We start from the raw sequence: 21467 nt of genomic DNA, 5'->3' as shown, positions 1-21467 counted from the left end.
AATCCACATCGTATGAAAATATTTGGACATCGCGGTGCTGCAGGATTGGTGGCAGAAAATACATTAGAATCTATATCAGAAGCTTTGGCTCATAATGTAGATGGAATAGAGATCGATGTACATCGATGCAAAACAGGAGAATTGGTAGTAATTCATGATGAAACTTTATCAAGAACTACCAATGGATATGGAAAAGTATCAGAATTCACTTGGCAGGAATTAGAAAAATTAAGAACTCAAGAAGGTTATAGCATCCCTACTTTGATACAGGTATTGGACCTTATAGATGGAAGATGTATTTTGAATATAGAACTAAAAGGAATAGGAACAGCATTGCCTACTGTAGAATTGCTAGAACGGCAAATCCTGAACTCAAATTGGAATTATGATGATTTCATTTTATCAAGTTTTGATCATTCGCAATTATTTCAAATAAAAGCAGTGACTTTAGATTTTAAATTAGGAGTGCTAACAGAAGGAAACATCTCTAAAGTCTTGAAAGTTTCTGAAAATTTGAGAGCATTTTCTATACACCCATCTATTAACAAAGTGACAAAAGAAGAAGTGCTATTGGCAAAAGAACAAGGTTATAAAGTGTATGTTTGGACAGTAAACGATCAATCGTTTATAGAAACATCAAAAACTTGGAATGTGGAAGGAATCATAACAGATTTCCCTAATTTTGCCTAATGCAATATGATCTTATTATAATTGGTGGTGGAGCAGCAGGTTTTTTTACTGCGATTAATGTTGCCGAAAATGATCCTAATCTTAAAATAGCAATTTTAGAAAGAGGAAAAGAAGTACTTTCTAAAGTGAGAATTTCTGGAGGAGGACGTTGTAATGTCACGCATGCCGAGTTTATTCCTAATGTGTTAAGCAAAAATTATCCTAGAGGAGAAAAAGAACTCATCGGTCCTTTTCATACATTTATGACTGGCGATACAATGGAGTGGTTCGATCGCAGAGGTGTTGCATTAAAAATAGAAGATGATGGACGAATTTTTCCTGTTTCAGATTCATCACAAACAATTATTGATTGTTTTTTGTCAGAAACAAAACGATTAGGAATTCAGGTGTTGGTGAATCATTCAGTAAAAGACTTTTATCAAGAAAATAATATTTGGAAAGTAATATCAAGTCAAGGAAGCTTTGAAACTACTAAACTTATGATTGCAACGGGAAGCAATCCTAAAATTTGGTCAAAATTGAAAACGTTGGATCATCATACAATTAATGCAGTTCCGTCTTTATTTACATTCAATATAAAAGATTCTAGAATAAAAGGATTACCTGGTGTTGTAGCAAACGCTTCAGTACAAGTAAAACATTCTAAATTATCTAGTGAAGGTCCTTTGCTTATAACGCATTGGGGAATGAGCGGTCCAGCTATTCTTAAACTTTCGGCTTGGGGAGCAATAGAACTAAACTCATGTCAATATAATTTTGAAGTGATTGTTAATTGGTTACAGTACTATTCTCAAGAGGAAGCCATAGAAGAACTTAAAACTTTGAAAAACAAAAATCCAAAGCAACAAGTCTTTAAATATGCTCAATTTGAATTACCAAAACGGCTTTGGCAACGTTTAGTGCTGGAATCAGGAATAGAAAATACTACACGATGGGCGGATACTAATAAGGCTCAGTTTTTGAAGCTTTCAGAAGAGTTAACCAAAGGAGTGTATAAGGTGAATGGAAAAAGTACATTCAAAGAAGAATTTGTTACAGCAGGTGGAATAGATCTTAAAGAGATAAATTTTAAAACGTTTGAAAGCAAAAAGCAAAGTAATCTATATTTTGCTGGTGAAATACTAAATATTGATGCTATTACTGGAGGTTTTAATTTTCAGAATGCTTGGACAGGTGCTTATATTGCTGCAAAAGCGATAACATCATGATTTATGAAGTCTGACAACATTCTTTTGTGAATACTATTACTAACTAGACTATGATATGCTCAATATGTGTATAAGTGTGTTCCTTACATAAGAGAAATAAAACAGTTTATTTTGAACCTTCAACTTATAGAATTAACCTGAGTGATCTGAGACTTTGTTTTGAAAAACGAGCCCATTAAGCTACTACCTGAAACCATAGAATAGAAGTTAAGTTGTTGGAAGTAAGTTTTTTGATAATTCAAGTTAATCAATATCCTTCTGGAATTCTGTGTAAAATTTTGTATCTTATTAGGGTATAACCATTAATTCATTGACTATGAAAAAAATTACACTAATATTTATTATTATATGCATTTGTAATAGCACATATAGTGCATTTGCAAACGACAAAGAACCAATAAAAAAGTTATTGATGGATTATATCAATAAGGTTAATGCATTAGAAAAAGGGGCTAAAAAAAATGATGTACTGTATCTTTTCGATGAGAAATATAGAGGTAATACTGTTTATGTTAATTTATCAGGAGCTTTAGTGAGGAAAGATTATAGTAAAAAAGATATTTCTTCGCAATTGGATGATATTATAAATGATGACAATTATAGTTTTAGATTAACCTTGGATAAGGTAGTTTTTCAGAATCAAAAAGAAAGTGCAGGGATTATTTCTGCAGTGATTAGTTTTGAATCATTTATTGATAAAAAATTGGCAGAAAAAGGAACTATGTTAATGGATCTGGTTGGTATAAATGTCAATAATAGATGGAGTATTGTACAAAACAATATGGTTAGAGTTTCTGAAGCAAAAGATATCGGTGAATGTGTGTGCTATATGTATGGAAATGGAGATACTAAATTTGTTACAGAGGTTTATTTTCCAGCGGGATTAGAATATGATCAGAAATTAGAATCTTTTCAGATAACAAGAAAAGATGGAATACGATTGATAAAATCCCACAGTGATGAATTTTCTTGGAAAGGTAATGGAACTTTGTATTATAAAGGTAAATCTATTGGCAAAACAAAAGATTCTAAAAAAGCAATAGAAGCTGCTGTTACAAAACTATATAAAGATTCTTGTGCTAACATTATATTTAATTAGTAAGAATGTATATTGAAATATAGTATTTAAAACCCCACAAGATATTAGTTAGTTTATCTTGTGGGGTTTTAATTTATAGTTTTATGTTTATCCTGTTCTTTATGATAGTAATAAGGATATAGCTTTGTTCTTAATCTCTTAAGAACCCTTTCCATGAAATCTCTATTGCTTGATTAATATGCTTATCTAATAATTTTACTTTTTCATTTTCATGAATTTTTACAAGAGATACTACATTTCCAAAAAATAACTCTTCCATTACCATTGAGTTATACGACTTAAAAATCTTTTTACGAATACCTGTTTTAAAGAAATTTTCTATTTCACCATAATATTGTCTCGCTTTGTCCTTTAATGACTGAGGGATTTCGGGAGATCTTGCTATTTGTTCAGAAAATACAAATGCTAATGGATTGTTTACAAAATAATGAAATAAATTAAGCCACATAATAGAGAATTGCTTTTTAATATCATCCTCGGGTATGTTACGCATAACCACAGTTCCAAAATCTTGAGTAAGCATCAAGTAAAGTTCTGTAATAATCTCTTCTTTGTTTTTAAAATGATGGTATACAGTTCCGTTTGCAACACCAGATTCTTTAATGATTTGTGAAAGAGAAGTTGCCCTGATTCCTTGTTTTGTAATTAATTCTAAAGTAGTCTGTAAGACTATTGACTTCTTGTTCATAAAATGTTTTATTCCTTATTCTTGGTTTAGTTAAGTTGCCATATACTAAAGTTCAATGCAGTTGCAAAAGCAACCCATATTACATAAGGGATAAGTAGGTAAGCGGCTGTAGCGTTCACAACTTTAAACCACTTGAATGTGAATAATAAGAGGATAAACAGGGCTAGTATATCCACTAGAGCAATCAAGGGGTTGCGCATTCCAAAGAAAAAAATGGACCACGCAGCATTGAGTAAAAGTTGAAACCCAAAATGATATAACGCAGTTTTTACCCATTTATGATAAAAACCTTTACTCCAAACAATTCCTGCAGCAATTCCTATCATAATATAGAGAATAAACCACACAGGAGCAAAAAGCCAGTTGGGAGGTGTAAAAAAAGGTTTTTCTAAAGTTACATACCAAGTACTAATTGATGATTGTGTTGCAATGCTACTTAAAAAACCAATTAGCAAGCATAAAAATACAGCGATACTTATACGCAGTAACTTTTTTTTCATAAGGATTAGTTAGTGAAATACTAAAATAGCAATTTATTTTTACTAGGTTACTTTTAAACCCAGATAACCACTTATCTTTGCCCAAATTATTTTATAATATGGGTGATTATAGTCAGTTTATCACTAAAATGTCTTCTGCAATCCCAGAAGAAGGATTTATTTCTTGTGCATCTCCTAGTAATATTGCTTTAGTAAAATATTGGGGAAAAAGACCTGTGCAATTACCAGAGAACCCTTCGATAAGTTTTACATTAGATGTTTGTAATACAAAGACAACCTTACATTACAAAAGACTGGAAAATATTTCTGAGAATTTTAAATTTGAATTGTTTTTTGAAGGCGAATCAAAACCAGATTTCAAACCAAAAATTGAAAACTTCTTTCAAAGAATTGCTACCTATGTTCCTTTTTTGAAACATTATAAATTCACTATAGAAACAAGTAATACGTTTCCTCATAGTAGTGGAATCGCTTCTTCTGCAAGTGGGATGAGTGCGTTAGCATATTGCCTTATGCAGTTAGAAAAAGAAATAAACCCAGAAATGACGGATAAAGAGTGTCTTTTGAAAACCTCTTTTTTATCCAGATTAGGTTCTGGAAGTGCAAGTAGAAGCATCGAAGGGCCAATAACAGTTTGGGGATCACATAAGAATGTTGAAGGGAGTAGTGACGCATATGCAATTAAATTCCCATATGAGGTACATGAGTGCTTTACGGATTATCAAGATACAATTCTATTGGTAGACAAAGGTGAAAAACAAGTCAGCAGCTCAGTGGGTCATGATTTAATGCATGGACATCCTTTTTCATCAAAACGATTTGAACAGGCTAATGAGAATATCGATAAACTTAAGGGGATTTTAATATCAGGAGATTTAGATGGGTTTATAGAAGTTGTAGAAAGTGAAGCTTTAACACTCCATGCAATGATGATGACTTCATTACCATATTTTATATTAATGAAACCTAATACATTATCTGTAATCAATAAAGTTTGGGAGTATAGAAAAGAAACTGGATCCAAACTTTGTTTTACACTAGATGCTGGGGCAAATGTACATTTGCTATACCCTAATAATGAAAAGGATCAAGTAAAAGATTTCATTACTAGAGAGTTAGTTGCATATTGCCAGAAAGGACAGTATATTTGCGACAAAATAGGATTAGGTGCCAAATTGTTGTAACTTTATCCTAATTAGTTATACAAATAGTATATAAGGAAAACAAACTAATGAAGGGACCACTATTTTATTCTAAAATACTTTTGTTTGGAGAGTACGGTATTATTAAAGATTCTAAGGGTCTTTCGATACCTTATAACTTTTTTAAAGGGGCTTTAAAAGTCTCTGATACTCCAGATGAACAGGCTATTAAATCCAATAAAAACCTAAGTAGTTTTGTGACATATCTTGAAGATATTCAAGATAAAGATGTGGTGAGATTTGACCTACCTAGATTAAAAGAAGATGTAGCTGCTGGAATGTATTTTGATAGTAGTATTCCTCAAGGATATGGTGTGGGAAGTAGTGGTGCATTAGTAGCTGCTATTTATGATAAATATGCTGAAGATAAGATTACAGTATTAGAGAACCTTACTAGAGATAAATTGCTAAAACTGAAGGAGATTTTTGGATTGATGGAGTCTTTTTTTCACGGTAGTAGCTCTGGATTAGATCCTTTAAACAGTTATCTAAGTTTACCAATCCTTATTAATTCTAAAGATAATATAGAGCCTGCAGGAATTCCTTCTCAGAGCGTTGATAATAAAAAAGGTGCTGTATTCTTATTGGATAGTGGAATCGTTGGAGAAACCGCTCCTATGGTTAGTATTTTTATGGAAAATATGAAACAAGAAGGTTTCCGTACGATGCTTAAGAACCAATTTGTTAAACATACAGATGCCTGTGTTGATGATTTTCTTAAAGGTGATATAAAATCATTATTCTCGAATATCAAACAATTGTCCAATGTAGTTTTGGATAATTTTAAACCAATGATTCCTAAGCAATTCCATGCGCTGTGGAAAAATGGTATTGAAACTAATGATTATTATCTTAAGTTATGTGGCTCTGGTGGCGGAGGTTATATTTTAGGATTTACTCAGGATTTTAATAAAGCCCAATCTGCACTTAAGGATTATAAATTAGAAGTAGTGTATAATTTTTAATAAGCATCAACATGCTTTCTAGGAAAAATAAACTCGTTCTTCTCAAGTTACTGAGTCTATTTTCTATTGTTCGTGGTTATAATATTCTTATAATTGTTTTAGCACAATATCTTACTTCCATCTTTATTCTAGCTCCTCATATTAAATTAAGAAGAGTACTTTTTGACCCTAATTTGTTCGTTATTGTTTTAGCTTCTGCAGGAGTAATTGCGGCAGGATATATTATCAATAACTTTTATGATCGAGAAAAAGATTTAATAAATAGACCACAAAAAACCATGTTAGATCGTTTGGTAAGCCAACGTACTAAGTTAACAGGCTATTTTGTGTTAAACTTTCTTTCTGTAATATGCGCCAGTTATGTGTCGTTTAGAGCAGTGTTATTTTTCTCTTTTTATGTTTTTGGTATTTGGTTCTACTCTCATAAACTAAAGAAAATGCCTTTTTTAGGTAATTTTGTAGCTTCTACATTATCCATAACACCTTTTTTTGCCGTGTTTATTTACTATAAGAATTTTGATGAAGTTATTTTTGTGCATGCTACATTTCTGTTCTTAATGTTGGTGATGAGAGAAATGGTAAAAGATTTAGGAAACCTTAGAGGTGATGTAGCACAGAACTATAAAACGATACCTATAATGTATGGTGAATCAGTTTCCAAAAAAATGATCAGCTTGCTGGTACTGTTTTCTTGTATTCCTATTTATCTATTATTAACCAAGTACGAAATCGGATTTATGTACCTCTATTTTTATATTTGTTTGGCATTATTACTTTCGTTTTTAATTGCCTTATGGAGTTCGAAAGGAAGAACACATTATGTTTGGTTACATAATATACTGAAGTTAATTATAGTATCTGGGGTGTTTAGTATTGTACTAATTGATGTGAATATGATCTTAGATAGGATACTTTGGTAAAAAACATAAAAAAGCCGTTTCATTAGAAAATGAAACGGCTTTAATGTCAAGTACTATGTTAGTTTCTAGGTTTTAATACCTTTAGTTTTAACTTAAATACCTTATTCCCTGATTTGATGATTTCAGAATCAACTTTTTTGTAGTTTAATCTTGTTTTTACGTAGTCCTCTACTTCTTCTTTTTCCGAATCAACAGTTAATATTACGATCTCACCTTTAGCATTTAAGATAAACTCGATATTCGCTTTGATTTCGTTACGGTCTAATTCGATTTGTGGCTTGTCTAATAAAAGAACGATCTCATTTCTTAATTTTTCTTCCGAAGTTTTTTTCGTGTTTTTTTCATTTGCAAAAACTTGAGTTGATGCTAAAATTGCTACTACTAATAATACGGCTAACTTTTTCATTTTTCTACGTGTTTTGATTTGAGTTGTTAAAATTTGTTTGTTTTAATTTTACAAGACAAATGTAGACGTGATTCATAGATTTTTTTGAGTTTGAATTTTATTAGAATGTATTAATAAGTTTACCATTATGTAAAAAAGAATATGTTTTAACATAAATTGAACTTTGAATAATATATACTTTTTATAAGTTTACTTTTCAGGTATTAAGCTGGATGATTTCTTTTGATGTGAAATTCTTAAAATCATAAGGTCGTAACATGCGAATAATTGATTTTTTGAAGGTACTTTAATGTTACCTAAACGTTATGTTGCGGTTTCACCGTAAAACCGATTTTTACATTTAAGTGATTGAAATTCAATTTTTTGAATGTTAATTATTCGTTAACAACAATATGAGGTTTTATTGATTAAAGAGTATATCCTGAATAGTTAAAATGACAAAATACAAGATCCTTTATGGGAAATCAATTACTTACTGTTGCATTAGCACAGATATCACCAATTTGGTTGGATAAAAATGCAACCATTGAGAAAATAAAAAACTCAATATCCGAAGCAGCTTCTAAAAAAGCTGAACTTATTGTTTTTGGAGAAACCTTGTTACCAGGATATCCTTTTTGGGTTTCACTTACAGATGGTGCTCAGTTTGATAATGCTGTTCAAAAAGAAATTCATGCACATTATGCACAGAATGCAGTGGTGATTGAACATGGAGATTTAGATGGAATTTGTAATCTCGCCAAAGAACATAAAATTGCTATTTACGTAGGTGTTATTGAGCGGCCATTAGATCGTGGTGGACATAGTTTGTATGCCTCATTAGTATATATAAATCAGCAAGGAGAAATTAAATCTGTACACAGAAAGTTACAACCTACCTATGAGGAAAGGTTAACTTGGGCGCCAGGTGATGGTAATGGCCTTAGAGTACATCCATTAAAAGCATTTACAGTAGGAGGTTTAAATTGTTGGGAGAATTGGATGCCTCTGCCTAGAACTGCATTGTATGGACAAGGAGAGAATCTGCATGTTGCAGTATGGCCAGGCAGCGATTATAATACCAAAGATATTACTCGATTTATTGCCAGAGAATCAAGATCCTATGTGTTATCCGTTTCTAGTTTAATGCGCAAAGAAGATTTTCCAATAACTACACCACATCTGGATAAAATTCTAAAAAAAGCACCAGATGTTTTAGGTAATGGAGGTTCTTGCATTGCTGGACCTGATGGTGAATGGATTTTGGAGCCAGTACTTCATAAAGAAGGATTATTAATAGAAACTCTGGATTTTAATCGTGTTTTACAAGAACGCCAAAACTTTGATCCAGTTGGGCATTATTCCAGACCCGATGTGACTCAATTAAGTGTTAATCGTGAGCGTCAAAGTACAGTTTGGTTTGGTGAAGAATAGTTGTTATTACTAAGAACGAAACAACTATCTTTGCAAAAAATGTAAGATATGAGTCGTGGAGACAATTCCAATAGAGGAAAAGGAAGTGGAAGACAAGGAGGGAAACCTAATAGGAAATCATATACTAAAGGTAATGCTTCAGTAAAAAATAAAAATAACACACCTAAGAAGATTTCTAACTCTGATGAAATCAGACTAAATAAATTTGTTGCTAATTCTGGAGTTTGTTCTAGAAGAGATGCGGATTTATATATTCAAACTGGTAGTGTATGGGTAAATGGAAAGCCTATAACTGAAATGGGGTATAAAGTAAAGTTAACCGATGAGGTGAAATTTGATGGTAGACTAATTACTCCAGAGAAAAAAGAATACGTTCTTCTTAATAAGCCTAAAGGGTTTGTAACTTCTACAAGTCCTGAGAAAACTAGAACCGTAATGGATTTAGTAGCAAATGCGTCAAAAGCGAGACTAAAACCTGTGGGGAGATTAGAACGTAACACAACAGGATTATTATTGTTTACGAATGATGTGGATTTAGAAAAGAAATTAACCCATCACAAAACAGGAGTCCGTAAAATATTTCATGTAGAATTAGATCGTAACCTTAAGTTCGAAGATTTTCAGAAAATAGAAAAAGGGATCAAACTTGAAGAAGGCTTTATTCAAGTTGATGAAATTTCATACATAGAAGGAGCATCAAAGAATGAAATAGGTATCCAATTAATGTCTTCAAAAAATGGGATTGTTACAAAACTTTTTGAGCATCTTAATTATGGAGTAGTTAAATTAGACAGAGTTATCTTTGCTGGTTTAACCAAAAAAGACCTTCCTAGAGGTCATTGGAGAATACTTACAGAACAAGAAGTCATTAACTTAAGGATGATGTGATTTCAGTAAAGAATAATATATAAAAAGCAATTGCCCATATTGATCGATATGGGCAATTGCTTTTTATAAAACGTACTTTTTTAATACCTCGCTAATAGCTCCTTCAATTCATCATAATATTGCTTTGTTAAATGTACACTGTGTCCAGCACCTTTGATAAGGGTACGTTCGATTTTATTAGGATAAAGATCTTTTAATCGTTTTGAATGTTCTTCTGGTTTGATTAAGAAATCTCTGGAACCATGAAATACTCGAATTGGGCAGCTTACTTCTCCCAAGAATTTATACGACGGAATTTCATAATTAATTAACGATTGGGGTACTGGCGCCATGCTTCCGATAAGCTCGTTCCAGGCATAATAAGGAGCTTCCAGAATAAGGAGTTTAGGATTGTTTTTTGCTGCAGTATATGAGGCAAACCCAGTGCCTAAAGAGAACCCCAACACGATTATGTTTTTCTCATCATAACGAGTTAGGGCATAATCATATATTTTTTGGGCGTCATTATAAAGTTCCGATTCTTCTTCGTAAAAACTATCACTTTTTCCGTACCCTCTATAATCTACAAATAAAACATCAAAGTTGTTTTCTGTATATAAATAGGCTCGTTCACCCCATTCGTGAATTGCTCCAGCATTTCCGTGAAAATATAAAATGAGACCTTTACTAACAGAATCTGTTTTGAATAATAAAGCATTCAAATTTACTTCGTCTTCTACTGTAATATTGATTTCTTCAAAAGGTTGATCAAAAGAATAGGTGTAATCTTTGTCTAAAACTTTAGGGTTAAAAAAGAAACGTTCTTGTTTTACATATAAAAAGATATATCCACAAAGAATCAAAATTGCAATAAAAGCAATAATCCTTAATAATCGTCGAGCTATTTTTCTGAAATTAATTTTCAATATAAATGGATTTTAACGGAACTATTTTAGTATTTCTAAATACTTCAAAAATAAAAATACCAAATACAGTAATATATTCTAAGGCAACAAACCATAAATTTTCTTTAAAATCGGGATGGATATATGCAGTATAACTCAGTATAATGATGAAAGACCACCAAATAGTAAATTTATATTTCGTAAATATAGAAAGAGCCAAAGGAACGGCTAAATACCAAGGATGAACTGTGGTTGATAAAAAGTAATAACTACAGATTCCAATAACCATGACTGTAATTAGTTGAGTAGTGCTTTTGTTTTTTCTAAAAAAAGTGACTAACAAAAGAATACCGATAACAACTAAGGGTAAAATTTTACCAACCGTACCAATAATATTCCAGCCAATGGTTTGATATCCAATCCAGCGAATAATATAGTAGATACTTGCATTAAATTCAAAATTCTGAAACCAAAGACCAATAGTTCTAGAAAAATTAGAAATAAATGCCGAAGACAAGAAAGGAGCAAAAAGAACAATTGTAGTTGTAATTATAATACTATAAAATCCGATAAGTTTAACAATGTTGCTTACAATACTTGTGGATTTTCCTGAAACAAATTTCTGGAAGAACAGTGGTAAAAATAATAATGGGATCAGTTTTACAGAAACTGAAAGTGCCAGTACAATAGCTGCCCAATACCAATACCCTTTATGTAAAAGATATAGTGACCAAATGATAAAAAATATCATTACTGCTTCAAAATGAAGGTTTCCTGTTAATTCAATAATTATAAATGGATTAAGAATGTACCAAAATATATTATGCTCTGGAAGATTGAGCAATCGTAATAATTTCTTTCCGAAGAAAAAAGTACCTATATCCGCTATAATTATTAATAACCTTAGTACGATCACAAAACCTACAATACTGTTACTGGAAAAAACCCCTGCAATTAAGTAGCAAAATTGGCTGATAGGAGGATAATTGGTGTAATGACTACCATTAAGTTCACCCATTCCTTCGTATAATTCCTGTGCTTGTGCAATTGGTATTTGGCCTTCTGCAATCCAGGTTTCTGGTAATGATAAATAAGGGTTAATACCTTCTAATAACATCCTGCCATCCCATACAAATCGATAGAAATCCTGAGAAAGATTAGGTATAGCTAGTAGAAATATAACGCGAAACCCTAATGCAATACCAGCTAAAAATTTAGTATTAGTTGTGTTTAACTGAATGATTTTATAAGACAGAAAAAATAATGCTGCCCATAATCCAAACATTCTTAGAAAATCAGTACGTTCTAATTGATATGCAAAACACCAATAAAATAAGGCACAGATAATAGTTAAGATTATGGAAACCCTATTGTATTTCCATAATTTGTCCATTATAATTTAGAAGTAATGGATTTAAAGAATACGAAACCGAAACCAAGAAACAACATAATATGAAATAAAAACAATCCAAAATCCTGAAGTTTAAATGCGCTATATAATGCAAATGCAAAATAGCACATCAACAATGCTTCTATAATAGTATTCCCAGAGATGTTTTTGTTAACATATTTGTTCCCTTTCCAAGAATCTTTAAGTGTATTGATATTAAATTTCGGAGTTCTTACAAATTCACTTTTCTTACCAAAATGACCTTCTAAAACTGCCATAGAATTATGAACAGAGAATCCCATAGCTATCGAAAAGAAAGTGAAGAACATTTTTATATATTCTATGAAATTCCAAAACCCTCCACTATGTATTTTCTTAAAGGTATGCCAGTAACAGAAGAAAAATATTACGGTACTTAAAGCAAAAAATGCAATAACATTAAAGTACCAACTAAACATAGGATTACTATTCTTAATGTACATTACTGGAACACTTAATACTGCAACCAGTAGCACTAATAAAAACATACTACTATTCAATAAATGGAAGAAGCTATGAAATTTAGTTTTAAACGGAACGCTTTTATCTTTAAGCATTTTCCAATATAACTTTTGGAAATTCTCTGCAGCTCCTTTATTCCATCTAAACTGTTGAGAACGTGCTGCGCTGATAACAACAGGTAATTCTGCAGGAGTCTCTACTTCTTCAAGGTATTTAAATTTCCATTTTTTAAGTTGAGCTCTATAGCTTAAATCTAAGTCTTCGGTCAATGTATCACCTTGCCAGTTTCCAGCATCCTCAATACACTTCTTTCTCCATACACCAGCGGTTCCGTTAAAATTAATAAAGTGATCTTTATAATTACGTCCTACTTGTTCCATAGTAAAATGAAAATCCAAAGCAAATGCCTGAATTTTTGTCAACATAGAATAATCTCGATTAATATGGCCCCATCGCGTTTGAACTACTCCAATATCTTTATTTTTAAAATATGGAATCGTCTGTAGTAACCAGTTTTTACCAGGAAGAAAATCTGCATCAAAAATTGCAATAAATTCGCCTTTAGCAATTTTTAATCCTTCTTTTAATGCTCCTGCTTTAAACCCTGTTCTATCCTCACGACGAATATGTTGTATGTCTAATCCTGCTTCTCGCAGTGTATTAATCTGAGCAGCTGTAGTATGTACAGATTCATCGGTAGAATCATCTAATACCTGAATCTCTAATTTATCTTTTGGGTATTCTAACAGTGCAATATTATCTAGTAAACGCTCCATCACATAGAGTTCATTATAGACTGGTAACTGCACAGTGACGTACGGAGTTTCTTCTTCTTTAGAAAGGTCAAAAGTAGGAGATGTGTCGTCTAGTTTTCTTGATTTAAGATAGTTGAAAAGTAAATTCAACTGTGCTAAACTGTACAAGAAAATTATTAGTAAGGCTACTGTATAAATAATAATGATAGCAATATCCATTACGCAAAGCTATATTTAAAAATCCAACTTAAAATCTTAACGCCTGCAAAGATAGCACCTTTTATGGTTCCTGAAACTTTTGAGACACCTATTCTCTTTTTATAATGAACTGGCACTTCTTTATAGGTAAAACGTTTTTTTACAGCTTTTAGTTGCATCTCTACAGTCCAACCATATGTTTTATCTTGCATATCTAATTCTAGAAGTTTATGATATTTAATGGCTCTAAATGGTCCAAGATCTGTGAATTTTGCACCAAACAACAACCTCATTAATCTTGTTGCTAGCCAGTTACCAAATATTTGAGGAATAGTCATAGAACCTGATTCTCTTAATTTTTTATCTCGCGAACCAATTACCAAATCAATATTTTGGTTAATAATAGGAGCTATAATATTAGTTAACTCAGCAGGGTAATCACTATAATCTCCATCAAGAAATACTATGATTTCAGGAGATTTTTCTTGAGTAGCTACATAATCCAGACCCTTAAGACACGCATACCCATATCCCATTCTTTCTTCTCTGAGTACCGTAGCACCAGCTTGTTGCGCCACCAATTCAGTAGTGTCTGTAGAATTATTACTTACGACAATTGTTTCCGTAACTATATCAGGAATTTCTTTAATTACGTGTGCGATAGAATCTTCCTCGTTAAAGGCAGGTATTATTACTTTGATTATGGGATTCATTTATAGAGAAACATTGGGATTGTCTTTTTTAAAGCTAAATGCATCTGTCCATTCCCCTGTTTTTTTATCATTAATGTATTTTTCGGCTTTAAAAAGTTTATCATTTTTATACCAAAGACAATATCCGTTTTTTTGATTATTACGATATTGATACTTTCTTATAATTTGATTTTTCTTGTTATTATCGGCAATATCGTAAATAATCCACCATTTTTCGGCTTTATCATTGATAAAATGTCCTTCTTTAATGAGTTTGTTATTGGTAGAATAAAAATACCAATACCCAGCTTTCTTATTATTTATAAAATGACCTTGCGCTGAAATCTTACCATTTGGGAAATACGTAAACCAATAATCTACCTTTTGATTATTCATTTTCCAGCCCTCTGTTTTAATTGAACCATTGTCATAGAACTCGCGATAATACTCTTTTTGATCAATGGTTTGATTGAAAAGAAAAGAAGAACCAATGATCAATATGATAAGTTTATGCATCATAATAATATATCTGTGTATCGGCTTAGACGAAAAGAATCTTTAATACCAACACTGAATATCATTTTTTTTAAATACATCAAAAGCAGGTGTTTATATCTGTATTTTTCTTACGAAATAAATAAAAAATGCATTCTTTGTGTTTTTTATCGATATTTTTATTAACTTTAACGATATAATTGAAGATTTTATTTTTTCTTCACATCGATTATTGCGGGGCTACTTAAACTGATTTTAATATGGAAGTAAGTAAAAAACCTCATAAATCATCTAAACTTTTTCGATTTGATAAAGTTCTATTTACGGTAATGTTTATTGTGTTACCAGGAATCATTCTTGATGGCATTGTTGAATACAATGAAGGAGGGTTTGGTTTTTATTTTAATAGAGCTGCACTTACCTTTATAATAGTTACAACTGGTTTATTATTCCAAAAAAGTTCTATGATTAGAAAATCTAGACTGCTTACGCTTTCGGTATATGCCATTGTTTTAGGTATGATGTCTACCATATTTTACGGAGTTCAGGATCCTAATTTTCAATTCGAACCATTTTTTCTTAAAGTAGAGGTAATAGTTTCCTTATTATTCTTTGCTGTAGGAATGTTAGTCCATTTTAGACATATTATTTTTTTACTGGCAGTTAATTTTGTTTTTATAGGATTATGTATGTTTTTCTATCCAAAATTTCCTATTGAAAAATTTGGGTTCTACGGAGTAATTGTAAGTGGTGGAGGTTTAATGGCATATTTTTGTCAACGAATGTTAGTACAATTATCTCGAAAAGTAAAAGAAGCAAATAGATTGATTAGTATCAAGAATGAGGAACTTAAAGAAATGAATCAATCAAAGGACGATTTATTTAGAATTATAGGGCATGATCTTAGAACACCTTTTTATCAATTAAGATCGCTTATTGATATGGTCGATGAAGTAGATAATGATCAAGAAAGAGATGATATAAAAAGTATGATAAAAGAAGCTGCTGATAAGGGAAATAATTTATTAGAAGATTTATTAGCGTGGGGGAATATCTATAAGAAACAATCACAAGTGTTATTGGAAACAAAAGAAATTTCTGTCATTGTAGATAAAGTTTTTGCATTCTCTGATCTAAAAAGAAAAAATAAAGAAATTAGTCTCATCAATAAACTACCTAGAGACCTTAAAGTTACGATCAACCCTGCAATGATGGAGACAGTAATGAGGAATTTAATTGCAAATGCGATAAAGTTTTCTCATCGAGGTTCTGATATTATTGTGAAATCAGAAAAAATAGGAGGACAAGTAAGGATTGCTATAGAAGATAAAGGAATAGGAATGTGTAATGATAGCCTTTATAATCTTTTTGAAAAAGAAAAAAATGCTTCCACATCTGGTACTGAAAACGAAAAAGGAACTGGTTTTGGTCTGAGCATAGCTAAGAAACTTGTAGAAAAACAAAACGGGATTTTAGAAATAGAAAGTGAACATAATAAAGGAACCACTATTAATTTATATTTTCCTTTTAATATGAGTGCTTAATAACTTTAAGTTATGTTGATATATATAAAAAGAACCACCAAGATCTTGGTGGTTCTTTTTATATATAGATAATATTTTTAGATTAATTTTTATTTACATAATCCATTAAATCTACATCATTTCCTAATAAGATTTCATTAGAGTTGATTCTTCCATCTAAGCTGTCATTTTCTAATTTTAATACACCTCTTGGGCATACTGCAGAACATATTCCGCAACCTACACAACTAGATCGTACGATATTTTCACCTTTTTGCGCATAGGAACGTACATCAATACCCATTTCACAATATGTAGAGCAATTACCGCAAGAAATACATTGTCCTCCATTGGTGGTAATTCTAAATTTAGAGAATAATCGTTGTTGGATTCCTAATATTCCTGCCATTGGACATCCCATACGACACCAAACACGGTTTCCAAGAATCGGATAAAAACCAGTACCAATAACTCCAGAAAATATAGAACCTATACCAAAACCATAAAAAGCTCTTAAGGCGCTATCAGCTGCATAAGTTTTTTCATTTAAACCAAAAGAAAAATATTTTGCTTGAATTTGTATTTGACTCAGGTCTATGAAACTAATTAAAATAAGAAACGCAATAGTTAGGATAAAGAACCCAATTGCCCCTTTAACGGCACTTTTATTAAGTTGGTTTCTTTTATAATAAAGAATACCTGCAAACAGTAACGTTAAGAATGCACCTACACTAATTAAAAATACATTTTTAGTAAACCAATACTTCGTGGCATCATACCCTAAGAAAGTAGAAATAGTGGCTACCGTCATTATTACAGAAAATACTAATACAGCATTAATCATCCATCGTTCTAATTTCCATGCTTTCATGCCTTTATCAGATAACTGACGGAACGAGTCTCCTGCAGTTTCTGCCAAACCTCCGCAACCACATACCCAAGAACAATACCATCTTTTTCCATACTTATACGTAAGAAAAGGGGAAATTACGAATACCATTAATACTGCTAGGATTAAAAAGAATAACCCTATTGTCTGTGCATTGATAAATTGATCTACTCTCCATTGTTCAAATGCATAATAGTTCAAAGGCCACATGTTTTTTAAGTCATTATACGGTAACGAAAAAGTGTCAGAATTTAAGCGAGCCATTAACTCTGGAATTACAAAAGCAAAAGCAGTCTGAAAAAACATAACACTCATTGTGCGCAATTGTTCATAGCGATTATGCTTGTATTTCATTAAAAATTTTATTCCAAAAGCGATAATGGCAACTGTATACAATGTACCGTATACAAACCATTGACTTGCGGCATTACCACTTAGAAAACGACTTAAAGGATCAAACAATCCGACTAAGCCTGTATTCGTGCCATCCACTCCTTGTCCTAATCCTAGTAATTCTGCAAAGAAGTATAAAACAATATAAAAGCCTGTAAGTGCAATCCCTGCTATCCAGGCTAATACTCCTTTTGAAGACATGGATTTAAACCAGACACCATCATTTTTAATTCCTTCTAATTTTTTATCATAAGCTCCTTTAGAAAATATGATAACACCAATTGTTAAAGCTGCCAAAGATAAAGTCAGCCATATGGTCTTATTAGGTAGGTTAATATTAAAAGTTGCTAGTAATAAAACTAATAATCCCGACATTCCTATAAGAATACCGATTTTTTGAATTGTATTAAGGCTTTTAGGAGGTTGTCCTGTTAATGCCATATTTCTTTCTACTGCCATTGTTTATGCGTTTATTAGTTGTTGCTTTTCAAAAGCGTTTAAAATATCTTTTTCGAAATGTTTGAAAAACTCTGGGTCAAAATTAGCTTCAGCCAGATGTTTCATTACATAGTCTACATCTTTTTTATCGGTAAGCCATTTGTCAAAAACTTCATGGCGCATTCGTATTCCGAAGGTGTTGATGCCAAGAAACTCCCTAGTTTCCTTATGATACGAAACTGTAATACATTTGGTGTCATCTTCATGAATCCAATGAAATTGTTGTTCATATTCTTTAGGTTGCCCAAATACCCAACCATAAGTTTGATATTCAATATCCAAAAATTTGGCACTATTAAACCAATGTCCTGGTTTATATTCTATTTTATTTCCGCAAATGGTTTGAGCTACAGTTTCACCCATCATTCTACCAGTATACCATACAGCCTCAATAGGTCTTCTATTTCCAATGGCTTCGTGTTGTTCTGCACAATCACCTATAGCATAAATGTTAGGGATATTGGTTTCAAGATATCTATTTACTTTTACTCCTCTTCCTATTTCAATTCCTGAATCTTTTAGGAATGCCACATTAGGAGATACTCCAGGAGTTAACCCAACGACATCACACTCAATAACTTCACCCGTTTCTGGAATAACCACTGCTTTCACCTTGCCATTTTCATCGGCAATTATTTCTTTAAGATTCATTCCTAACCTAAGATCTATATGATGATTCTTAATATGTCTATTGATCATAGCAGATTCTCCTGCTGGTAAAACACCATTCCAGAAACTATTTTCTCTAACCAAAAAAGTAACAGGAATATTTCTAGAACGAAGCATTTCGGCTAATTCTATTCCTATTAAACCACCTCCAACAATTACAGCTCTTTTACAAACTTGATTATTTGGCGCATACTTTTCAAGGTTTTCCAAATCTTGTTTATGATACATACCCATCACACCATCAAGATCTTGTCCTGGCCATCCAAATTTATTAGGCTTAGAACCTACAGCAATAATAAGTTTATCATATTGTAGGGTTTCTCCATTATCAAAAATTAGCTGACTTTTCTGATGATCCACAGTTGAAACAAATCCTTTTTTTAACTCTATTCGGTTTTTATCCCAAAACCAGTTTTCATACGGTTGTGTATGTTCAAATTTCATATGTCCCATGTAGACATACATAAGGGCAGTACGAGAAAAGAAGTATTCTGTTTCAGCAGAGATAATAGTAATCTTTTTATCAGACATTTTTCTGATATGCCTGGCAGCCGATACACCAGAAATACCATTGCCAATAATTACAATATGTTCCATAAAGATGAGTGTTAGTTGATTTCAGTTTTAGTCTTAAAAAAGAAGCTTCTGTCCGTAAGTCGTTTATAAATATAAGAACTTAAAGAGTATGAATAATTTAGAATCAATCTAAAAAATGTGGCTTGTGTAAGGTTTTATAAGTGTTATGATTTTAGTCTTTTATTCTAAAAAGAGGTAACAGATGCTTCCAAAGAAATTAAAATTATTTTGTAAGTAGCTGAAACAGCCTTCGACTCAATGCCCGTTACCAAGGTAAAATACAATAGCTAAAATCGTAAACAAAAGACTCCGATTAAAGGAGTTGATAAAATATTAAATCATGAAAAAATACGCACTTATCATAGCTTTTTTTATTACTGCGGTTGGTTTTTCACAAAGCGCAACAGAGTTTTTCACGAAGTCAGATGCTTTTTTTAAAAAATATGTATCTAATGGAAGAGTGGATTATAAATCGATAAAAAATGATCCTGCAGCATTAGATCAATTATTGGATATTGCAGCGAATGTTACTGTTTCTAAGAGTAAAACTAAAACCTATCAAGCATTTTATATTAATGCATATAATCTTTCTGTGATTAAGGGAGTGGTAAGCAAGTATCCTATAAAATCTCCATTAGATGTAAAAGGTTTTTTTGATAAAAAAACATATAAACTAGGTGGAAAATCTACCACATTAAATGATTTAGAAAATAAAATATTGCGTAAAAATTTTCCGTCTGAAGCTCGCTTTCATTTTGCATTAGTTTGTGCGGGATTAGGATGTCCTCCAATAATTCCAGAGGCATATAAACCTGCTACTTTAGATAAACAATTGCAACGTCAAACATCGATTGCATTAAACAATCCCAATTTTATAAAGGTAAAAGGAAAAAAGGTACAACTATCTCAAATTTTTGAATGGTATAATGGTGATTTTACACAAAACGGTTCTGAAATAGAATATGTCAACAAATTCAGAAAAGAAAAAATCCCTACAAACGCAAAAGTTTCTTATTACCCATATAACTGGAGTTTAAATGCAGTTAAATAAATAAAAATCAAATTCACTAAAGTAGGGTAATTACTTCCTTACATGTTTTAATCATATAACATATTCATATCATGAAATCAACTAAAAAAATTATAACTACACTTTTTATATGCTTTGCAATTACTTTTGGATTTGCACAGGATGATGATGATCAAGGGTCAGTGATCCAAACACTTACACCGTCTAAATTAATAGGAAAAGGACAATTTGATATCAAATGGTTTAATAATTTATATACCCAAACAAAATCTGCTAATGGTAGTGGAGATGTGAATAGAAATGAGCCAAGAGCTACATTTTTTACATCTACACTAGAAGGATATACAGGAATAGGTAATAACAAACGATGGAATGTAGGAGCAATTTTAGAATTTAGATCTAATGTTGTAGCGGATAGAGGTGCTCTAGAAGTTTTTCAGTTTGATGGTGAACGAGGAACTGCTAGATCTGGTTTAACATCTATTGCACCTTCTGTAAAGTTTGTACCGTTTTCTAGTTTGAATAACTTCTCTGTTCAAAGTTCATTGTTTATTCCTTTAGTTGATAATGAAACTGAAGATGGTGTCTTTTTTGATCAAAATGGATTTACTTGGCAGAATAGATTCTTTTACGATTATACATTCCCAGGAAACAAATTTCAACTATTTGGAGAATTGAATTCTGAGTATAACTTTGGAAAAGAAGAGGACAGTTTTGCGAACAACAGCTTACGTTTAACACCTGGAGTATTCTTTAGTTATTTCCCAAGCTCTAAGTTTACGGTTTTAGTATTAGCACAACATTCTCAATTAATCGATTTAGGAAATGACTTTGAGCAAGATTTTACAGCTGTAGGAGGTGGAGCAAAATATCAATTAACAAAAGAGCTTAATATTGAGACTTTATATACCAAATTTGTAAGAGGTACAGATACTGGTCTTGGTCAGACATTTAATTTAGGACTACGAGCAGTTTTTTAATATAATATTGTATTT

The 21467-nt window shown here is 31.7% G+C and carries 21 protein-coding genes; 11 read left to right on the top strand and 10 right to left on the bottom strand.

Going from position 1 to position 21467, the window contains the following annotated elements; translation table 11 throughout:
* Positions 1–12: 12 nt before the first annotated feature.
* From QBK95_RS20325 to QBK95_RS20315, 3 genes are all read left to right on the top strand, one after another.
* Positions 13–690, top strand: coding sequence for a glycerophosphodiester phosphodiesterase (locus tag QBK95_RS20325; protein WP_280936389.1), 678 nt, complete (start codon positions 13–15; stop codon positions 688–690).
* Positions 690–1898: a BaiN/RdsA family NAD(P)/FAD-dependent oxidoreductase gene (locus QBK95_RS20320; RefSeq protein WP_280936388.1), complete on the top strand. Its 1209-nt coding sequence runs from the start codon at positions 690–692 to the stop codon at positions 1896–1898. The genes QBK95_RS20325 and QBK95_RS20320 overlap by 1 nt, the downstream gene beginning before the upstream one ends.
* Positions 1899–2214: 316 nt before the next feature.
* Positions 2215–2997, top strand: coding sequence for a hypothetical protein (locus QBK95_RS20315; RefSeq protein WP_280936387.1), 783 nt, complete (start codon positions 2215–2217; stop codon positions 2995–2997).
* A gap of 130 nt (positions 2998–3127) precedes the next feature.
* Here QBK95_RS20315 and QBK95_RS20310 read toward each other — a convergent pair whose 3' ends face one another.
* Together QBK95_RS20310 and QBK95_RS20305 are read right to left on the bottom strand one after the other, a co-directional pair.
* Positions 3128–3685, bottom strand: a complete 558-nt coding sequence (locus tag QBK95_RS20310; protein WP_280936386.1) for a TetR/AcrR family transcriptional regulator — start codon at positions 3683–3685, stop codon at positions 3128–3130.
* A 26-nt stretch (positions 3686–3711) separates the two neighbouring features.
* Complete coding sequence (locus QBK95_RS20305; RefSeq protein ID WP_280936385.1) at positions 3712–4185, bottom strand: TspO/MBR family protein; 474 nt, start codon at positions 4183–4185, stop codon at positions 3712–3714.
* Positions 4186–4283: 98 nt separating this feature from the next.
* On the opposite strand from QBK95_RS20305, the gene QBK95_RS20300 reads away from it, so the two are divergent.
* Genes QBK95_RS20300 through QBK95_RS20290 form a run of 3 tightly spaced genes read left to right on the top strand, consistent with a single transcriptional unit; the run spans position 4284 to position 7272 of the window.
* Complete coding sequence (locus QBK95_RS20300) at positions 4284–5369, top strand: diphosphomevalonate decarboxylase (RefSeq protein WP_445012642.1); 1086 nt, start codon at positions 4284–4286, stop codon at positions 5367–5369.
* A gap of 47 nt (positions 5370–5416) precedes the next feature.
* Positions 5417–6352 carry a mevalonate kinase family protein gene (locus QBK95_RS20295; RefSeq protein WP_280936384.1) on the top strand — a complete coding sequence of 312 codons (936 nt, stop codon included), beginning with the start codon at positions 5417–5419 and terminating at the stop codon, positions 6350–6352.
* A gap of 11 nt (positions 6353–6363) precedes the next feature.
* Entirely contained in the window at positions 6364–7272 is a 909-nt protein-coding gene (locus QBK95_RS20290) for a geranylgeranylglycerol-phosphate geranylgeranyltransferase (protein ID WP_280936383.1), read from the top strand.
* A gap of 58 nt (positions 7273–7330) precedes the next feature.
* Here the strand turns inward: QBK95_RS20290 and QBK95_RS20285 are convergent, their stop codons facing one another.
* Positions 7331–7678: a hypothetical protein gene (locus QBK95_RS20285; RefSeq protein WP_280936382.1), complete on the bottom strand. Its 348-nt coding sequence runs from the start codon at positions 7676–7678 to the stop codon at positions 7331–7333.
* 456 nt (positions 7679–8134) lie between these two features.
* On the opposite strand from QBK95_RS20285, the gene QBK95_RS20280 reads away from it, so the two are divergent.
* Both QBK95_RS20280 and QBK95_RS20275 read left to right on the top strand, forming a co-directional pair.
* Positions 8135–9091 (top strand): carbon-nitrogen hydrolase family protein, encoded by a 957-nt coding sequence (locus QBK95_RS20280; RefSeq protein WP_280936381.1) that lies wholly within the window; start codon positions 8135–8137, stop codon positions 9089–9091.
* 48 nt (positions 9092–9139) lie between these two features.
* Positions 9140–9979: a pseudouridine synthase gene (locus tag QBK95_RS20275; protein WP_280936380.1), complete on the top strand. Its 840-nt coding sequence runs from the start codon at positions 9140–9142 to the stop codon at positions 9977–9979.
* An 80-nt stretch (positions 9980–10059) separates the two neighbouring features.
* On the opposite strand, the gene QBK95_RS20270 is transcribed toward QBK95_RS20275, so the two are convergent.
* From QBK95_RS20270 to QBK95_RS20250, 5 genes are read right to left on the bottom strand one after another with little or no spacing between them, the layout of a single operon-like run.
* On the bottom strand, positions 10060–10884 hold the full coding sequence (locus tag QBK95_RS20270; RefSeq protein ID WP_280936379.1) for an alpha/beta hydrolase: 825 nt from the start codon (positions 10882–10884) through the stop codon (positions 10060–10062).
* On the bottom strand, positions 10874–12256 hold the full coding sequence (locus tag QBK95_RS20265) for an MptA/MptB family glycosyltransferase (protein WP_280936378.1): 1383 nt from the start codon (positions 12254–12256) through the stop codon (positions 10874–10876). The genes QBK95_RS20270 and QBK95_RS20265 overlap by 11 nt, the downstream gene beginning before the upstream one ends.
* Positions 12256–13728, bottom strand: coding sequence for a cellulose synthase family protein (locus QBK95_RS20260; protein ID WP_280936377.1), 1473 nt, complete (start codon positions 13726–13728; stop codon positions 12256–12258). Before QBK95_RS20260 ends, QBK95_RS20265 begins: the two co-directional genes overlap by 1 nt.
* The gene (locus QBK95_RS20255; RefSeq protein WP_280936376.1) at positions 13728–14420 is read right to left on the bottom strand and encodes a glycosyltransferase family 2 protein; all 693 of its coding nucleotides are present in this window, start codon (positions 14418–14420) and stop codon (positions 13728–13730) included. The genes QBK95_RS20260 and QBK95_RS20255 overlap by 1 nt, the downstream gene beginning before the upstream one ends.
* Positions 14421–14918, bottom strand: a complete 498-nt coding sequence (locus tag QBK95_RS20250; RefSeq protein ID WP_280936375.1) for a toxin-antitoxin system YwqK family antitoxin — start codon at positions 14916–14918, stop codon at positions 14421–14423.
* Between the two features lie 236 nt (positions 14919–15154).
* On the opposite strand from QBK95_RS20250, the gene QBK95_RS20245 reads away from it, so the two are divergent.
* The gene (locus QBK95_RS20245; protein WP_280936374.1) at positions 15155–16438 is read left to right on the top strand and encodes a sensor histidine kinase; all 1284 of its coding nucleotides are present in this window, start codon (positions 15155–15157) and stop codon (positions 16436–16438) included.
* 82 nt (positions 16439–16520) lie between these two features.
* Here the strand turns inward: QBK95_RS20245 and QBK95_RS20240 are convergent, their stop codons facing one another.
* Both QBK95_RS20240 and QBK95_RS20235 read right to left on the bottom strand, forming a co-directional pair.
* The gene (locus QBK95_RS20240) at positions 16521–18158 is read right to left on the bottom strand and encodes a 4Fe-4S binding protein (RefSeq protein WP_280936373.1); all 1638 of its coding nucleotides are present in this window, start codon (positions 18156–18158) and stop codon (positions 16521–16523) included.
* A gap of 3 nt (positions 18159–18161) precedes the next feature.
* On the bottom strand, positions 18162–19463 hold the full coding sequence (locus tag QBK95_RS20235) for an NAD(P)/FAD-dependent oxidoreductase (protein ID WP_280936372.1): 1302 nt from the start codon (positions 19461–19463) through the stop codon (positions 18162–18164).
* 319 nt (positions 19464–19782) lie between these two features.
* Between QBK95_RS20235 and QBK95_RS20230 the strand changes: the two genes are divergently transcribed.
* The gene (locus QBK95_RS20230; protein WP_280936371.1) at positions 19783–20493 is read left to right on the top strand and encodes a DUF547 domain-containing protein; all 711 of its coding nucleotides are present in this window, start codon (positions 19783–19785) and stop codon (positions 20491–20493) included.
* A gap of 71 nt (positions 20494–20564) precedes the next feature.
* Entirely contained in the window at positions 20565–21452 is an 888-nt protein-coding gene (locus QBK95_RS20225) for a hypothetical protein (protein WP_280936370.1), read from the top strand.
* Positions 21453–21467 lie beyond the last annotated feature (15 nt).

The organism is Aquimarina mycalae (genome assembly GCF_029906345.1).
Classification (GTDB): Bacteria; Bacteroidota; Bacteroidia; order Flavobacteriales; family Flavobacteriaceae; genus Aquimarina.
This window is presented reverse-complemented; position numbering and strand designations above follow the sequence as displayed.

Coding starts and splice junctions, on each gene's coding strand:
- QBK95_RS20325 (WP_280936389.1), top strand. CDS start 13: ATGAAAATATTTGGACATCGCGGTGCTGCAGGATTGGTGGCAGAAAAT.
- QBK95_RS20320 (WP_280936388.1), top strand. CDS start 690: ATGCAATATGATCTTATTATAATTGGTGGTGGAGCAGCAGGTTTTTTT.
- QBK95_RS20315 (WP_280936387.1), top strand. CDS start 2,215: ATGAAAAAAATTACACTAATATTTATTATTATATGCATTTGTAATAGC.
- QBK95_RS20310 (WP_280936386.1), bottom strand. CDS start 3,685: ATGAACAAGAAGTCAATAGTCTTACAGACTACTTTAGAATTAATTACA.
- QBK95_RS20305 (WP_280936385.1), bottom strand. CDS start 4,185: ATGAAAAAAAAGTTACTGCGTATAAGTATCGCTGTATTTTTATGCTTG.
- QBK95_RS20300 (WP_445012642.1), top strand. CDS start 4,284: ATGGGTGATTATAGTCAGTTTATCACTAAAATGTCTTCTGCAATCCCA.
- QBK95_RS20295 (WP_280936384.1), top strand. CDS start 5,417: ATGAAGGGACCACTATTTTATTCTAAAATACTTTTGTTTGGAGAGTAC.
- QBK95_RS20290 (WP_280936383.1), top strand. CDS start 6,364: ATGCTTTCTAGGAAAAATAAACTCGTTCTTCTCAAGTTACTGAGTCTA.
- QBK95_RS20285 (WP_280936382.1), bottom strand. CDS start 7,678: ATGAAAAAGTTAGCCGTATTATTAGTAGTAGCAATTTTAGCATCAACT.
- QBK95_RS20280 (WP_280936381.1), top strand. CDS start 8,135: ATGGGAAATCAATTACTTACTGTTGCATTAGCACAGATATCACCAATT.
- QBK95_RS20275 (WP_280936380.1), top strand. CDS start 9,140: ATGAGTCGTGGAGACAATTCCAATAGAGGAAAAGGAAGTGGAAGACAA.
- QBK95_RS20265 (WP_280936378.1), bottom strand. CDS start 12,256: ATGGACAAATTATGGAAATACAATAGGGTTTCCATAATCTTAACTATT.
- QBK95_RS20260 (WP_280936377.1), bottom strand. CDS start 13,728: ATGGATATTGCTATCATTATTATTTATACAGTAGCCTTACTAATAATT.
- QBK95_RS20255 (WP_280936376.1), bottom strand. CDS start 14,420: ATGAATCCCATAATCAAAGTAATAATACCTGCCTTTAACGAGGAAGAT.
- QBK95_RS20250 (WP_280936375.1), bottom strand. CDS start 14,918: ATGATGCATAAACTTATCATATTGATCATTGGTTCTTCTTTTCTTTTC.
- QBK95_RS20245 (WP_280936374.1), top strand. CDS start 15,155: ATGGAAGTAAGTAAAAAACCTCATAAATCATCTAAACTTTTTCGATTT.
- QBK95_RS20240 (WP_280936373.1), bottom strand. CDS start 18,158: ATGGCAGTAGAAAGAAATATGGCATTAACAGGACAACCTCCTAAAAGC.
- QBK95_RS20235 (WP_280936372.1), bottom strand. CDS start 19,463: ATGGAACATATTGTAATTATTGGCAATGGTATTTCTGGTGTATCGGCT.
- QBK95_RS20230 (WP_280936371.1), top strand. CDS start 19,783: ATGAAAAAATACGCACTTATCATAGCTTTTTTTATTACTGCGGTTGGT.
- QBK95_RS20225 (WP_280936370.1), top strand. CDS start 20,565: ATGAAATCAACTAAAAAAATTATAACTACACTTTTTATATGCTTTGCA.